The sequence below is a fragment of the Flavobacterium koreense genome, from assembly GCF_054776075.1.
In genome coordinates this window covers 299,146-315,281 of the sequence record NZ_BAAHCF010000042.1, presented here as the reverse complement: position 1 = coordinate 315,281, position 16,136 = coordinate 299,146, and the positions used below count along the sequence as shown (strand labels likewise).

The 16,136-nt window shown below is 32.5% G+C and carries 9 protein-coding genes and 1 pseudogene; 5 read left to right on the top strand and 5 right to left on the bottom strand.

The genetic code is table 11. From position 1 onward, the window contains the following. Positions 1–4,312, bottom strand: a pseudogene (locus tag ACYU7A_RS14885) (hypothetical protein); the annotation flags it as partial. Positions 4,313–4,466: 154 nt separating this feature from the next. Between ACYU7A_RS14885 and folE the strand changes: the two are divergent. The 5 genes from folE to ACYU7A_RS14860 all read left to right on the top strand — a co-directional run bounded on the left by folE (position 4,467) and on the right by ACYU7A_RS14860 (position 8,645). Beyond that, a complete protein-coding gene (folE, locus tag ACYU7A_RS14880; protein ID WP_460577778.1) occupies positions 4,467–5,138 on the top strand; it encodes a GTP cyclohydrolase I FolE in 672 nt (223 codons plus the stop codon). Positions 5,139–5,179: 41 nt separating this feature from the next. Beyond that, complete coding sequence (gene cysS / locus ACYU7A_RS14875; protein ID WP_460577776.1) at positions 5,180–6,661, top strand: cysteine--tRNA ligase; 1,482 nt, start codon at positions 5,180–5,182, stop codon at positions 6,659–6,661. A gap of 11 nt (positions 6,662–6,672) precedes the next feature. Further along, positions 6,673–6,918, top strand: coding sequence for a membrane protein insertion efficiency factor YidD (gene yidD / locus ACYU7A_RS14870; RefSeq protein WP_460577774.1), 246 nt, complete (start codon positions 6,673–6,675; stop codon positions 6,916–6,918). Between the two features lie 69 nt (positions 6,919–6,987). Continuing rightward, positions 6,988–7,911, top strand: a complete 924-nt coding sequence (lgt, locus tag ACYU7A_RS14865) for a prolipoprotein diacylglyceryl transferase (RefSeq protein WP_460577772.1) — start codon at positions 6,988–6,990, stop codon at positions 7,909–7,911. A gap of 134 nt (positions 7,912–8,045) precedes the next feature. Next, positions 8,046–8,645, top strand: a complete 600-nt coding sequence (locus ACYU7A_RS14860) for a DUF6624 domain-containing protein (protein WP_460577770.1) — start codon at positions 8,046–8,048, stop codon at positions 8,643–8,645. A gap of 134 nt (positions 8,646–8,779) precedes the next feature. Here the strand turns inward: ACYU7A_RS14860 and secDF are convergent, their stop codons facing one another. The 4 genes from secDF to gyrB form a co-directional block, all read right to left on the bottom strand. Next, positions 8,780–11,755 carry a protein translocase subunit SecDF gene (gene secDF / locus ACYU7A_RS14855; protein ID WP_460577768.1) on the bottom strand — a complete coding sequence of 992 codons (2,976 nt, stop codon included), beginning with the start codon at positions 11,753–11,755 and terminating at the stop codon, positions 8,780–8,782. A gap of 221 nt (positions 11,756–11,976) precedes the next feature. Continuing rightward, positions 11,977–12,912 carry a malate dehydrogenase gene (mdh, locus tag ACYU7A_RS14850; RefSeq protein ID WP_298302043.1) on the bottom strand — a complete coding sequence of 312 codons (936 nt, stop codon included), beginning with the start codon at positions 12,910–12,912 and terminating at the stop codon, positions 11,977–11,979. A gap of 31 nt (positions 12,913–12,943) precedes the next feature. After that, positions 12,944–13,954, bottom strand: coding sequence for a DUF6588 family protein (locus ACYU7A_RS14845; RefSeq protein ID WP_460577766.1), 1,011 nt, complete (start codon positions 13,952–13,954; stop codon positions 12,944–12,946). After that, entirely contained in the window at positions 13,947–15,887 is a 1,941-nt protein-coding gene (gyrB, locus tag ACYU7A_RS14840; RefSeq protein WP_460577764.1) for a DNA topoisomerase (ATP-hydrolyzing) subunit B, read from the bottom strand. The genes ACYU7A_RS14845 and gyrB overlap by 8 nt, the downstream gene beginning before the upstream one ends. Positions 15,888–16,136 lie beyond the last annotated feature (249 nt).

Here is a 16,136-nt window from a genome sequence, read left to right as displayed (position 1 = left end):
CTGAACTCTCGCCTGTAATCAAACTAAATAAATTAATAGGTGTAGAACTACTACCGCAAATATTTAAACTGCCATCGATGCCAGCTGTTGGTTGGGAAACAAAATTTATTGTAGCAATACTTGAATCATCTATACATGGTGTGATTCCTAACAAAGTATATGTAAAAGTACTATTTGTAGTTGTTGCAGATGGTGTGAAAGTTCCAGCAAGAGCATTAAAAGTTCCTCCAGTTCCTGATGTTCTTACCCAAGAACCTCCAGATTGTTCACTAGTAATAATACTAAATAAATCAACTGTTGTTAGATTTCCTAAACATATAACTAATGTGCCATCGTTACCTGCATTTGGTTGAGGGTTTATGTTTACTGTTGCTATACTAAAATCTCCTGTACAAGGTGCTGCTCCTGTTAAAGTATAATTAAAAGTACTTGTTGTAGCTCCAATTGCAGGCGTGTAAGTTCCTGCTGTCGCATTGAAAACTCCACCTGTTCCACTAGTTTGTGACCAAGTTCCTCCAGCTTGCTCGCCTGTAATTAAATTAAATAAATTTATTGCAGTAGTTGATGTTTCACAAATTGTTGTATTTCCATCAGTTCCGGCATTTGGTGATGTATTTACATTTACTTGAATCAATTGAAATGGTCTACAAGTAACATCTGAAGGCGCTGGGTTTGCAATAGCATATACATAATAAGTTCCTAAAACATTAGGTAAAGAACCTGCGCTTCCTAAAACTGGTGCATCATAAGTTGCAATTCCACCAGCATTAGGTGTAACAGTTGCAAGTAAAGTACCTCCAGTATACATATTTGTCCCAACTTGTGGTGTTGTAAAATACACATAACTTATACTATTTGCTCCAGTAAATGTAGTATTTACTGTAAACGGTGATGGGTCTGAATTCAAACATAATGTTTGAGTTGGTGATGGATTTGTTATGGTTGGACAAGTAGAACAATCATCCAAAATTATATTAAAAGACTTAACTCTTATACAAGGATTATTTGTACTAATTAAACTCATATAAATAGTTTGACTTGTACCAGATGCTAAAACATATGCAGCTGGATTAGCAATACTATTAGCTGCAGCATTTTCAGCATCAGCTTGGTTTGTATAATAATAAACATCATATGCACCTGTTCCATTCAACGGACCTAAAACTGTAGCTTCATTTGATGTTAAATTAAATACATTATTTGGAATACAATTTGTAATTGAATTTGGTGTTAAAGTATCATCAGGAAAAACCTCAATAGTAACAGGTTCTGTAACTGTTCTTACAATAGTTGCTGGTGGTCCTGGGACATTACATTGAGTATATCTAACTTCTGCTGTGTAAGTTGTTGTAACTGATGGACAAACAGAAATAGTTGGAGTTGTGCCTATTGGATTTCCATTTTGTAACCATCTGAATGAAGTCAAAGAAGGTCCTGAAGGTGTAAACCTCCATGATTCATCATTTGCAATCCAAGTACCTGTATTTCTACCAGGTGCAGCAAGTCCTTCAGCTGCTACTTGACCATGTATGCCTATAACACCACTACCACTATTCCATCCAGCACAAACGCTTCTTCTTTTAACGTGTATATCAATTATATTAGTTGATTCATATAAAACCAATTGACTCTCTTGCAAACCTTGTGCAGTTCCACATGAAAACAAAGGCATGTTTCTTACATTCACAATCAACTTTCTGCACGGAGCAACACCATCAACAATATATCTAACATCAACTGGTGGTGTAGCTGGAACATTAGGATTTGTATCCTGCATTGGAAAGAAAATGGAATTTAAAAATTCAGGTTGAGCTGTACCCAAAGCTGGTATAGCTGCAGTAAATGGCCAAGGACTTGTTGCTGGTTGACAATTAGGATTCGTTGTAACAAAAGTTAAATAAGTATTAGTACTTAATTGAAATGCGTCAAAACAACTACCATAAAAACTAAAATCAAATGGTAAAGGTGTAGCTGCTGAGTAGGCGTCATCAATATTACATAATGATGTTCCTGCATTACCTAATGGCGCTAGAGGCGCATAAGGAATAGATGCCACAGTATAAGAAGTGGTATCTTTAATATCTATATATGATGCTGTAATAGTGGTACAACTAGATGCATTACATAAAACTGGGTTTGGAGCATCAATTGTAATTTCATCTGGGCAACAATTTGTTATATAAGTTAGAGTTCCTGTTGAAGGTTGACTTATACATCCAGTCGTTGCATTAGTAATTACAACTGTATAATTTCCAGCAATTGCACTATTAAAACTAGGCACGTTACCAGGTGCAGGAACTCCTGCAGGAACAGTCCAAGCATAATTATAAGTTCCAGCAACTGAAGGTGTAGCTTGAATTAAAACTGGAGCTATATCACCAGTACATTTAACAGGACTGTTAACCAATACTGATGGTGATGGATTTATAGTAATTGTAAAACTATTAGTAACATCTGTACAACCACTCAAAGAAGCAGTCACTGTAATAGTTGCTACAATTGGAGCAGAAGTTGTATTAGTTGCAAGTACGTTAGTTAAATTTCCTAAACCAGCACTTCCTATCGCCAATAGAGGATTATTGTTTGTCCATGATACTGTTGATCCTGGTAAATTAGTTGGAAATGACAAAGAAGGTATTAATGTACCATTACATACAATTTGATTACCAGGTACAATTAAAGCTAAAGTATTAACTGTAACAATAACTGACTTAGAAACAGAACAAGTAGCATTTGTAGTAAATGATATATCATCAATCGCAAAATCATTTCCTGAAACAGAAGTAGTTCTGTCATACATAACGATTTGTGCAGTATTACTTGCACCAGAATTCCAAACGTATGAATATTGCGTCCAATTTCCACATGTTGCAATAGCTGGAGCTAATCCGATTCCTTGTGACACTCCATTTATTAGAACTTCTATTTGAGCAGGATTTGGTGTTGCAACTGTTTGAATCCAATAACTAAAAGTATGATTTTGACCAGGCAAAACTGGAACCGTTTGACTCCATAATCTGTCATTCCCAGCATTTAAATTTGAACCATCAACAACCATCATATTTCCTGTACCTGTGGTATGATCACCACAAATGGAAAAAGGTGTAAACCAAGAACTTGGATTTGTAACAATTCCATAAGCCCTTTGAACTCCAACTACTGGTGCTGATGTTAGATATTGATAATCAGTACCAAAACCACTATTTCCTTGTGAAAAATCTCCATTAACAATTAAGCTTCTAGGTGAAGTTATTGATGAAGTAACAGTATATGTTGTATTAACTGTAGGACTAACTGTAGGTGTTGCACTATTTGGAGTTGTCAATGATGGATCTGCTGGTGATGCTGTCCAAGTGTAAGTTGAACCTCCACTAACAGATAATGTTGTATTACTTCCATTACAAATACCTGTATTAGAAGAAACTACTAAAGGGTTTACTGGATTAGCAATAACAACGTTTGACTGACTAACTGTTGTTGGAGCGCTATCTGTTACTGATATTGTGTATGTACCTGCAGGCAAACCTGTAAAAATTCCTAATGCATTTGTTTGTGAAACAGGACCTGTAATTGAATAACTAGTGTAAGATTGTGTACCTCCAGTGGCATAAATTGCTATTGATCCATCTGAAGATGCAGGACATGACGTATTTAAAGCAGAATAAGTTATTGATAATGGTGAAGCAGGTGGCGTTAAAGACAAATCGTCTATAGCAAAATCATTTCCAACAGGATTCGTATTAAAATTTCTTAGTTCAATATTTACACAAGCATTTGTTGGTGTAAAAGTATAGGTTCTCATTTCCCAACCAGCAGCAGGTAAAGGCGCTAAAAAACTTGGTGGCGATGTTAAAATTGTTGCATTATTAAAAACTACTCTAATATCTGGTTGTGTCGACACCCCTGTTACATTTGTTGAAATTGTTTTTACCCAATAACGAAAAGTATATGTTGCTCCAACAGTTAATCCGCAAACTCCACCTCCAGAATTTCCGGCTTTCCAAAAACTTGGATTTCCACCATCTGTACTACCATCAATAATCATCATTTTACCAGTTACTAAACCAGTTGTATGATCAAAACCACTTATAAAATTAGACGTATTGTAAGGTTGAGGATTGGCTCCAAACGAATAATCTCCTGGTGAAGTCGAACTTGTTGGAGTTGCTACATAATTATATCCTGTACTATTGATGTTAAATCCTACACCTACTCCACCTGATTCAAAATTACCATTAACTAATAAATTTTGAGCCGTTATAACATTGATAAACAGGCAACTTAACAATATAATTAGAGTATTTCTTTTCATTGCATAATACATTTTAAGGAGCGAAATATACATAAATTTAACCAAAATTTATCTTAAAATTTCTAATTTTTAAAAATAGAGTTTCCATTGCTAATTATAATTCAATAATATTTATCTTTGCAATTAAAATTTGCTAAAAAAATCTTATTAAAAAATGACCAATAACGAAGAATTTGCCGACGAAATCGGAAACAATCATATTGCCACAAATGAGCAAACACCTCTTAGAAAAGATGCGTTTGAAAAAACGGATGAAGAGAAAATCGAATTAATAAAAAAAGATGTCGAAAATATACTTTTCACTCTTGGAATGGACCTAACTGACGATAGTTTAAAAGGCACACCTAATCGTGTGGCAAAAATGTTTGTTAAAGAAATATTTGGTGGTTTGAATCCAAATAAAAAACCAAGTTCTTCTACTTTTGACAATAAATACAAATACAACGAAATGCTTGTTGAAAAAAACATTACTGTTTATTCAACATGTGAACATCACCTACTACCAATAGTAGGACGAGCTCATATTGCTTATATCTCAAATGGAACTGTGGTTGGATTGTCAAAAATGAATAGAGTTGTAGATTATTTTGCTAAAAGACCTCAAGTTCAAGAAAGATTAACCATTCAAATTGTTAAAGAACTTCAAAAAGTTTTAAACACAGAAAATGTAGCCTGTATTATTGATGCAAAACATCTTTGTGTAAATTCTCGTGGAATAAGAGATATTGAAAGTAGTACTGTAACTGCTGAATTCGGAGGAAAATTTAAAAATGATATAGTTAGAAGAGAATTTTTAGATTACATAAAATTAGACACAAATTTCTAGATTTCTAATCATTTACTTATCAATAAAACAATAAATATAATATGCAACTTTATAAAAATCAAACACTTAAAATTTATAATTCTCTTTCTGGAGAAAAAGAAATTTTCACTCCAATAACAGATGGTACTATTGGAATGTATGTTTGTGGACCAACTGTATATAGCAATGTACATCTAGGTAATGTTAGAACTTTTATGAGTTTTGATGTTATATACAGATACCTTTTACATTTAAACTATAAAGTTCGTTATGTTAGAAATATCACTGATGCTGGACATTTAACAGATGATGGCGATATTGAAAATGATAGATTTGTAAAACAATCAAGATTAGAAAAATTAGAACCTATGGAAGTGGTTCAAAAATATACTGTTGATTTTCACAAAGTATTGGATTTATTCAATTTTCTTCCTCCAAATATTGAACCAACAGCAACTGGTCATATACTTGAACAAATAGAATTAACTCAAAAATTAATAGATGAAGGATTCGCTTATGAAAGCAATGGTTCGGTTTATTTTGACGTTTTAGAGTATAACAAAAGAGGTTTGAATTATGGTGAATTAAACAACAGAAATGTTGAAGAATTACTAGCAAATACTCGTGATTTGGATGGTCAAAACGAGAAAAAAAATCCTCAAGATTTTGCATTATGGAAACATGCGACTCCTGCACACATTATGAGATGGAACTCTCCTTGGGGCGAAGGTTTTCCTGGTTGGCATCTTGAATGTACCGCAATGAGTACTAAATATCTTGGAGAACAGTTTGATATTCATGGTGGTGGAATGGATTTGAAATTCCCTCATCACGAATGTGAAATTGCACAAGGAAAAGCTTGCAATGGAGTTTCACCAGTAAGACATTGGATGCATACAAACATGCTAACAATGAACGGTTTAAGAATGAGTAAATCTACTGGAAATTATATTCTTCCAATGGAACTGATTGAAGGTGGAAATAATTTTTTTGAAAAACCTTTTCACCCAAATGTAGTTCGTTTTTGCTTTTTACAAGCTCATTATAGAAGTGTTTTAGATATTTCTAACGATGCAATGGTAGCAAGTGAAAAAGGCTTCAGTAGATTGATGGAAGGTCTTCAACTTTTGAACGATATTCAAACAAGTTCTTCTTCTACTTTAGATATTTCCACTTGGAGCCAAAGTTGTTATGATGCAATGAATGATGATTTCAATACACCAATTTTAATCGCTCAACTTTTTGAAGGAGTACGTTTTGTGAATTTACTTAATGATAAAAGAGAATCAATAACTTCATCTGATTTAGATCTGCTAAAAAAGACTTTAGAGGAATTTACTTTCGAAGTTTTAGGTATTAGAAATGAAAAATCTTCTGGAAATAACGCAGAAAAATTAGAAGGCGTTGTCGAAATGCTAATTGAAATGCGAAATGAAGCAAGAGCAAATAAAAACTGGTCACTTTCAGATGAAATTAGAGATAAATTATTAGCCCTTGGCATTCAACTAAAAGACGGAAAAGAAGGAACATCCTTTAGTGTTTAATCAAAATTCAAATGGTGAAAAAAATAATTATTTTTCCTCTTGTACTACTTATTCGGTTTTATCAAGAAGCAATATCACCATTCACTCCTTCAACTTGTCGATTTGAACCTACATGTTCCAGTTATTTTCTTGAAGCGTTAAAAGTTCACGGATTGATAAAAGGATCTTATTTAGGAATTAAAAGAATTTTAAGTTGTCATCCATGGGGAAAAACTGGTTATGACCCTGTCCCTGAAAAAAAATGTACTCATAAATAACATAATTTTAGAATTAAGTAATTTTAAAATTACTATTTTTGATAAAATTCATATTAAAAAACACAAAAAATGATTTGGAATCCGTCAGAAGGAATACATATTGGCTCTCTTAATTTGAGGTTTTACAGCTTAATGTTTGTAATTGCATTTGGATTAGGTTGGTACATCATGAAAAAGATTTTTATAAACGAAAAAGAATCTTTAGACAAATTGGACACTCTTTTCGTATGGACAGTTTTAGCAACATTGTTTGGCGCTCGTTTAGGACATGTGTTTTTTTATGATTGGGAATACTTTAGAAACCATCCTCTTGAAATATTATTACCCTTTAAATTTGAACCAGAATTTCAATTTACAGGTTTTGCAGGATTAGCAAGCCATGGAGCTGCAATTGCAATAATTATTGTAATGTATTTTTACAGCAAAAAAGTAGTAAACAAACCTTTACTTTGGGTTCTAGATAGAGTTGTGATACCTGTTGCTTGTGGTGCTATTTTTGTAAGATTAGGTAACTTCTTTAATTCTGAAATTGTTGGGAAAATAACTACCAATGAAACTTTTGGAATTAAATTCGTAAGAGATTACTTTTCACCTCAAGATGCCATGAATCAAACTCAGATTGCAAATCCAGATTTAGCATATGATGCCATTGTAAACAATCCCAAATTTGCAAATCTCTTAGCACAAGTTCCTTTAAAACATCCGGCACAACTTTATGAAGCTTTTGCCTATATTTTTGTATTTTTTATCTTATTGTTCTTGTACTGGAAAACAGATACTCCAAGGAAACATGGTTTAATTTTTGGAATTTTTCTAATTCTTTTATGGTCTGTTCGTTTTGTAGTAGAGTTTGTAAAAGAAAGTCAAGGTGGTTTTGAGAATTCACTTGGTTTATTTTCAACTGGACAATGGCTGAGTGTACCATTTATTCTTGTTGGATTGTATTATTTATTTATGGCAGAAGAACCGCTACCTGAAGATATTGATATTTAGAATTTTATACCATATAATAAAAAGAGAACTAAATTAGTTCTCTTTTTTTATACTATTAAAATAGTATTACTAATACCAAAATCACATAATTTGTTGCTATTTTAGCTCATCCGAAACTTAAATTTATCTGCAAAATGAATTTTCTAAAAATTGCTAAATTGATAATTGAATTAAAAGATGCTGATTTAAAGTTTCGAGAGAAACTTATTAAAGAAAAAAAGCTATCTGAAGGTTACAACAATGAAATGGAAATTCTTCACATAAAAAATGCAGAAAAACTAAATGAAATTATTGACGAAATTGGTTTTCCAACAATTGAAAAAGTCGGAATTGAGGCTAGTGAATCAGCTTGGTTGATTATTCAACATTCTATAAGTAAACCTGAATTCATGAAAAAGTGTCTAAAACTATTAGAAAATGTAGCTATTGAAAATAAAGTTTATGAGAAGAATTTAGCAAGTTTAACGGATAGAATAAGTGTTCTAGAGGGAATGCCTCAATTATACGGAACTCAATTCGATTGGGACAAAAATGGAGAGTTAAGTCCTAATGAATATGATGACCTTTTGAAAGTTAACGTCAGAAGATTAAAAATTGGACTAAATACTCTTGAAGAACAAACGCAAATCATAAGATTACAAGCAGAAAGCGAAAACCAAAGGGTTCCAAAAAATCTTCATGAAAGAGAAAAAGAATTCAACCTTTGGAAAAGAAAAGTCGGTTGGATAAAATAAAAATGGTTTTAACAATTATAGAATTTAAACTTATTTGAGAACTAATACATTGAACCAAGACTAAATATCAAACTTTAATCCATAAAAAAAAGCTACCTTAAACAAGGTAGCTTTTATATTTATAAGCAATTCACTTATGAATGGTGACGCTCTTCAATCTCTTTAATATCTTTCTTATTCATTGAGTCAACTAAAACTGGTGTTGCAATAAATAAAGATGAATATGTTCCTACAACAATACCAACAAGCATTGCGAAGATAAATCCTCTAATAGACTCTCCACCGAAAATAAACATGATTAACAATACTAAAATCATGGTTAAAGACGTATTCAATGTTCTTGATAATGTAGTATTAATAGAAGCATTTACTACTTCTTTGAAAGTACCTTTAACATTTCCAGCTAAGAACTCTCTAATTCTATCAAATACAATTACAGTATCGTTCATAGAATATCCAATAACAGTTAAGATTGCCGCAATGAAGTGCTGATCCATTTCCATGTGGAAAGGCATCACTTTGTATAATAATGAGTATAATCCTAATACAAAGATAACGTCATGTAATACCGCAGCGATAGCTCCTAATGAATATTGCCATTTACGGAATGAAATTACTAAATAAAGTCCAACAACTAGCATTGCACCAATAACAGCCCAGAAAGAGTTTGTTTTGATATCGGCAGAGATAGCTGCTCCAACTTTAGAAGCTTGTAAAACTCCTAATTGTTTACCATCGTATGAATTGATAAAGTTTTCATAAGAAGTTTTGGTATAATATTTACCTAAAACTTTGTATAACTTTTTATTTACTTCTTCATCTACGTTAGCACTTTCTTCTTTGATTTTATATTTAGTAGTCAATTTTAATTGATCATCATCACCAAATACTTTTGCTTCAACAGCAGTTCCAAATTCTTTAGACAATTCTTCAGAAACTAGAGTTGGCTCAACTGCTTTTTCAAATTTTACTTGGAAAGTTCTTCCTCCAACAAAATCAACACCTTCGTCAAGACCATTTAAAAAGAAAATTGAAACTAAACTCACTACTACAACTGCAGAAGAGAACAAGTAAGTCCATTTTTTAACTCCAATAAAGTCGAAGTGGAAACCTGTAAACCAATTTTTAGTTAATGGCGTTGTGAATGTTAAACTTCTATTATTAGCAATATCTTTATCAATAAAGATTCTTGCAATAAAGATTGAAGTAAACAATGAAGTTATAATACCAATTAATAATGTAGTTGCGAAACCTTGAATAGGTCCTGTTCCGAAAATAAATAAGATAGCTCCAGTTAATACGTGAGTAACGTTTGCATCAATAATAGAACGCATAGCTCCTTTCCAACCATAAGATGCAACGACTGCATCACCTAAAGTTTTTCCTTCACGTAGTTCTTCTTTTGCTCTTTCATATATAATGATGTTTGCATCTACAGCAGTACCAAGTGTTAACACGATACCTGCAATACCAGGTAAAGTCAATACAGCACCTAAACTTGCTAAAATTCCGAATAAGAAAAGTAAGTTTACTAATAATGCAATATTTGCATACCAACCAGCTCTACCATAGTAGAATACCATCCATAAACAAACTAATAAGAAACCTACAATAGAAGAAATGAATCCAGCATGAATAGCTTTCTCTCCTAATGATGGCCCAACCACTTCTGATTGAACAATTTCAGCAGCAGCAGGCAATTTACCAGCTCTTAATACATTCGCTAAATCTTTAGTTTCAGTAACATCAAAATTTCCTGAAATTTCTGATCTACCACCAGCAATTGGTCCTGTAGAAACACCTGGAGCAGAATAAACTACATCATCAAGTGCAATAGCGATATAACCTTTTGTTGTAAATGCATTTCCTGTTAATTGCTCCCATACTTTAGCACCTTGACCATTCATTTGCATAGAAACTGCAGGCTTACCTAATTGATCAAAAGTATCTCTTGCATCAGTGATAACTCCACCACTTAATGGTGCAACATCATCTTTATTTCCTTTTAAAGCATAAAGTTCAAAAGTTTCAATATCAGCTTTAGTTTTTTCGTCTTTAGTAATAGTTGGTTTACCCCAAACAAATTTTGCAAAACGTTTGTCAGCTGGTAATAAAGAACGAATATCTGCTCTTTTTAAATAAGAGTTAATTTTAGCTGTATCTTTTACAGAAACAATACCTAAAATTGGTCCACCACCTTGACCTACAAATTTATCTAATATAGGATTACCTCCTTTTTTAGAATCAACAGAATCATTAGCTTTATTAGCTAACATATCTTTAATAGAATCGTTTGTTACAGTTTTTACTTCTGGAGTAGTTGCATTCTTTTCAGTAGCTTTCAAAGCGTCGTTTGCAGCCATTAAGAAACCACCTACTTCATCAATTTTGTATGTTTCCCAAAACTCTAATTGAGCTGTTGATTGTAATAATTTTTTGATACGGTCAACATCTTTAGCACCTGGTAATTCAACAAGAATTCTTCCTGTTTGTCCAAGTTTAGCAATGTTTGGTTGAGTAACACCAAATTTATCGATACGTTTTCTTAATACGCCAAAAGCAGATTCAACTGATTCATCAACTTTTCTTCTGATAACTTTTTTAGTTTCCTCATCAGACATTTTAAAATTGATTTCATCAGATAAATTTTTGTTTGCAAAAATATCTGGAGAAGCTAATTTTGTATCACCTTTGATAGCATCAAAAGCCACAAAGAAAGCATCTAAATAAGATTGATTTCCTTGTTGATTAACCTTTGCATCTTCTAATGCTTTATTGAAAACGGCATTTTTAGAATTGTTAGAAAGACCTTTCAAAACATCTTTAACCGAAATTTGAAGAATAACGTTGATTCCTCCTTCAAGGTCAAGACCTTTGTTGATTTGTTTACCGACTACCTCATCATAAGTGTAATCAACAAGACCAAACATACTAAAAACCTTTTTGTTTTTAATATCGTTTAGATATTCTATTTCTTTATCTTGGTTTCCTTTTGCAAATGCTTTAGCGTCATTTTGAACACCGTTAGATACAAATGTGAAAGAAAGTTGGTAAATACTTACCAGTGCAAATAGAATTGCGAAAAATTTAATAAGTCCTTTATTCTGCATTATTACTAAAAATTAATTAATTTTTGTTTGTTGGGTTTAAAAAAACAAGTAAATATAAAGTAAGCCATTGATTTTCAATGTAAATCAATAAAAATACTTTTGTACACGTTTTTTGAAACGTGCAAATATATAATTAACCTAAAGATTAACAAATTATTTACACATTAATATCAAAAAAAAGACTGCAAAAATGCAGTCTTTTTAATCTATTGTATTTTAATTTATGATAAAATCGATTTCAAATCACCATTCATTGCTCTAACTGCGTCTGCACTCTTAGCAAATTTTGCTTTTTCTTCTTCGTTTAATTCAATGTTCACAATTTTTTCAATACCATTTCTTCCGATGATACATGGCACTCCGATACAGATATCGCTTTGTCCATATTCACCTTCTAACATTACTGAACAAGGAATCATTTTCTTTTGATCATTTAAGATAGAATCAACTAAAAATGCTACAGAAGCTCCTGGCGCATACCATGCAGAAGTTCCTAATAAAGCTGTAAGAGTTGCTCCTCCAACCATTGTATCTGCAGAAACTTTTGCTAATTCATCAGCTGATAAAAATTCTGAAACTGGAACTCCGTTGTAAGATGCCAATCTTGTTAAAGGAATCATAGTAGTATCTCCATGACCACCAATAACCATTCCTTGAATATCGTTAGCTGGTTTGTCTAAAGCTAAAGATAAATAAGTTTTGAAACGAGAACTATCTAAAGTTCCACCCATTCCAATAATTCTGTTTTTTGGTAAACCTGTAGCTTTTAATGTCAAATAAGTCATTGTATCCATTGGATTAGAAACTACAACTACAATTGCATTTGGTGAATGTGCTAATAAATTTTCAGCCACTCCTTTTACAATTCCTGCATTAATTCCGATTAACTCTTCACGAGTCATTCCAGGTTTTCTTGGAATTCCAGATGTAATAACTACTACATCACTTCCTGCAGTTTTTGAATAGTCATTTGTACTTCCAGAAACCTTTGTATTGAATCCTAAAGTAGTTTGCGTTTGCATAATGTCTAAAGCTTTTCCTTCTGCAAATCCTTCTCTAATGTCTAATAATACGATTTCACTCGCAATTCTTCTGTAAGCAATAGCGTCTGCGCATGTAGCTCCTACGTTTCCTGCTCCTACTATGGTAACTTTCATTGTATTGTGTGTTTATTTATATTGATAAAAATTAAAATTCGTATTGTACGGATAAGTTTGTGTTTACAAATTTACCAAAAGCAAATGAAGTTTGAACATAAATTTTGCTAAATTGATATCTACCTGAAATTTCTCCAATAGTATTGAATTTTGATTTGTAAATATCTTTTAGTTTTTCGTTCAAAATATATTGCACCGGAATAAAATTTTCTATTTCACCTTTTGGTCCAGACAAATAGTATTTAAAATCACTTTGATTAGCAATAAAACTGGTCATTAATTCAAATCTCTTCCATTCTTTAGATGCACTCAGCTGAAACTGCCATGTATCCACTTCTCCTGTAATCTCATTAATACCTAAATTACCATAATTAGTATAAGTGTCTAAAAATCCAAAACTTATTTCTTCTTTAGAGTAAGCTACTAATCCAGCTAAATGTATTTTTTTAGATTCTAACGATTTGAAGTACTGACTAAAATTATGTTTTAATCCAAATCCGTATACTTGATAATCTCCACGTTTTAATTTGACTTTTGAAGAAAATTTAACAACAGCTTCAAATCCTTTCCAAAGCGAGATTGAACCTTGTAAATAAGGATAAAAGATAGTTTCTTGATTGACTCCTTTTGGAGTTTCAATACGAACTTGGTTATTGTCAATTTCACCAATTAAATAGTATTGTGAATCACTACCTAAAGCAGTTGGAACTGTTGCTGAAGAATTATTTTCTATGGTAAAAAAAGAAAAATCAGAGTTTTTAATTTCAAAGCTTCTATCTCTTTTTGGTACAAAAAACATATTACCATGCAAACTCAAGGTTACATCATACAATTTTCTCTTTTTTGGAGAAGTCATCCAACCTGAAGATGCTTGATATACAGCAGCATCAGTGGCTGGAGTAATATATTTTTCAGAGTAAAATGTTGCATCTGTTAGAAACAAACCAATGTCTTCTATCGTTTGTATAGATTGAGAAAAGGATTTGCCCGAAAAAATCAGACAAATCCCTATCATTATATATTGTAAAAACTTATTACGCATCGATGTTTGCGTAAACAGCATTCTTCTCGATAAATTCTCTTCTTGGCGGAACTTCATCTCCCATCAACATTGAGAATACTCTATCTGCCTCAGTTAAATTATCAATAGTAACTTGACGCAAAGTTCTGAAATTTGGATCCATTGTAGTTTCCCACAATTGCTCTGCATTCATTTCTCCAAGACCTTTGTAACGTTGAATTCCTGCACTTCCACCCATTCTTTCGTTAGCAGCATCACGTTGATCATCATTCCAAGCGTATTCTTTTTTGTTTCCTTTTTTAACTAAATATAAAGGTGGCGCAGCAATATAAACGTGACCGCCTTCAATTAATTCACGCATAAAACGGAAGAAGAACGTAAGAATCAAAGTAGCAATGTGACTACCATCGACATCGGCATCACACATGATGATTACTTTGTGGTATCTTAATTTTTCTAAATTTAATGCTTTAGAATCTTCTTCTGTTCCGATAGTTACACCAAGAGCAGTGAAGATATTTCTGATTTCTTCGTTTTCAAAAACTTTGTGGTGCATTGCTTTTTCAACATTCAAAATCTTACCTCTTAATGGCATGATGGCTTGAAAGTTTCTATCACGACCTTGTTTTGCTGTTCCACCAGCCGAATCTCCTTCGACTAAGTAAACTTCGCATTTTGCTGGATCTTGTTCTGAACAATCAGATAATTTTCCTGGTAAACCTCCACCACCTAAAACGGTTTTACGTTGTACCATTTCACGAGCTTTTTTAGCAGCGTGACGCGCTTGAGCAGCAAGGATTACTTTTTGAACAATGATTTTTGCATCATTTGGATTTTCTTCCAAATAATTTTCAAGCATTTCAGAAACCGCTTGAGAAACTGGAGAAACTACTTCTCTATTTCCTAGTTTGGTTTTCGTTTGTCCTTCAAATTGTGGTTCAGAAACTTTTACCGAAATAATAGCAGTCAATCCTTCACGGAAGTCATCACCAGCAATTTCAAATTTCAATTTATCTAATAATCCTGAAGCGTCAGCATATTTTTTCAACGTACGAGTTAATCCCATACGGAAACCTTGTAAGTGCGTTCCTCCTTCGTGAGTATTAATGTTGTTTACGTAAGAAAAGATATTCTCTGAATAACTAGTATTATAAACTAAAGCTACTTCTACAGGAATTTCTCCTTTTTCGTGCTCCATACTAATTACGTGAGAAATAATTGGCTCACGACCCATATCTAAGAACTTAACGAATTCTTTCAATCCTTCTTTTGAATGAAAAACTTCACCTTCGTATTCTCCGTTATCTTTTGTACGACGTTTGTCAGTTAATGTAATTGTAATTCCTTTGTTAAGGAAAGACAACTCACGCATACGAGCTGCTAAAGTATCGTAGTTATACTCTATTGTTTGAGTAAAGATAGTTTTATCTGGATGAAAAGTAACCATTGTACCACGTTTGTCAGTTGTACCAACTTGCTTTACAGGATACATTGCTTTTCCTCTTTCGTATTCTTGCTCGTATATTTTTCCGTCTCTAAAAACGGTTGCTTTTAAATTATCAGAAAGTGCATTAACACAAGAAACCCCAACTCCGTGAAGACCTCCAGAAACTTTATATGAATCTTTGTCGAATTTTCCACCGGCACCAATTTTGGTCATTACTACTTCAAGAGCAGAAACACCTTCTTTTTTGTGCATATCAACTGGAATACCACGACCGTTGTCTTCAACAGAAACAGAATTATCTTCGTTAATAAAAACTCCAATAGTATCACAATGACCTGCTAAAGCCTCATCGATTGAGTTATCTACTACTTCATAAACTAAATGGTGTAAACCTCTAACGCCAGTATCTCCAATGTACATGGAAGGACGCATTCTAACGTGCTCCATTCCTTCTAATGCCTGAATACTGTCGGCTGAATAGCTATTTTTTTTAATTTCGTCGCTCATAATAAATTATATCGTATGTATGATTTTTGTCTAACACGCAAATATATAATTATTAAGATGATTTTAAAGCATTTTAAAGCATTTTGTCGTAGAAGTTATTAACATTTATCTTTTAATAAATTTTAATTGATTTAAAACGATTTTTTGAAGTTTAAACAAAAGTTGTTTTTATAATTGATTGATATACTGACAAATGCTAAAAATAGTATTCAGTGTTCAGATTGCAGTTTTCAGTTTAAACAAAAACGC

What these genes read in the sequence shown, in the direction of transcription:
- folE (WP_460577778.1), top strand. Translation starts at nt 4,467, where the DNA reads ATGACCAATAACGAAGAATTTGCCGACGAAATCGGAAACAATCATATT.
- cysS (WP_460577776.1), top strand. Translation starts at nt 5,180, where the DNA reads ATGCAACTTTATAAAAATCAAACACTTAAAATTTATAATTCTCTTTCT.
- yidD (WP_460577774.1), top strand. Translation starts at nt 6,673, where the DNA reads ATGGTGAAAAAAATAATTATTTTTCCTCTTGTACTACTTATTCGGTTT.
- lgt (WP_460577772.1), top strand. Translation starts at nt 6,988, where the DNA reads ATGATTTGGAATCCGTCAGAAGGAATACATATTGGCTCTCTTAATTTG.
- ACYU7A_RS14860 (WP_460577770.1), top strand. Translation starts at nt 8,046, where the DNA reads ATGAATTTTCTAAAAATTGCTAAATTGATAATTGAATTAAAAGATGCT.
- secDF (WP_460577768.1), bottom strand. Translation starts at nt 11,755, where the DNA reads ATGCAGAATAAAGGACTTATTAAATTTTTCGCAATTCTATTTGCACTG.
- mdh (WP_298302043.1), bottom strand. Translation starts at nt 12,912, where the DNA reads ATGAAAGTTACCATAGTAGGAGCAGGAAACGTAGGAGCTACATGCGCA.
- ACYU7A_RS14845 (WP_460577766.1), bottom strand. Translation starts at nt 13,954, where the DNA reads ATGCGTAATAAGTTTTTACAATATATAATGATAGGGATTTGTCTGATT.
- gyrB (WP_460577764.1), bottom strand. Translation starts at nt 15,887, where the DNA reads ATGAGCGACGAAATTAAAAAAAATAGCTATTCAGCCGACAGTATTCAG.